General features: G+C 45.1%; 1 protein-coding gene. It reads right to left on the reverse strand.

Going from position 1 to position 357, the window contains the following annotated elements; translation table 11 throughout:
• Positions 1 to 13: 13 nt before the first annotated feature.
• Positions 14 to 357 (reverse strand): low molecular weight protein-tyrosine-phosphatase (locus AB4653_RS25205; RefSeq protein WP_372105594.1); only part of this gene is annotated, 344 nt, incomplete at its 5' end.

The following is a 357-nucleotide window of genomic DNA, read 5'->3' on the forward strand; positions in this document are numbered from 1 at the left end:
CACAGCCTCTACACTATATTGAACGCAGTATCGCTTCGCTCGACTCTTCGATTAAATCCAACACTAATTCAAAGCCATTCCCCTCACCATAATAAGGATCGGGAATTTCTTGATATTGTGACTCTCCAAAACTCAAAAATAACGCGAGCTTGTATTGGAGGTGAACTGGACACTGGCTCACTAAGTCATCTAAATTCGCCTTGTCTGCCGCAAGTATCAGGTCAAACTCTTCGAAGTCATTATCTACCACTTTACGAGAGGTAATCCCTTTAAAGCTGTAGCCGCGCTTCTCTCCTGCTGATTTTGAACGTGAGTCTGGCGCATTGCCTTGATGAAAGCCAATCGTCCCAGCGGAGT

The sequence above is a fragment of the Vibrio sp. 10N.222.48.A3 genome (assembly GCF_041475345.1).
Classification (GTDB): Bacteria; Pseudomonadota; Gammaproteobacteria; order Enterobacterales; family Vibrionaceae; genus Vibrio; species Vibrio tasmaniensis_A.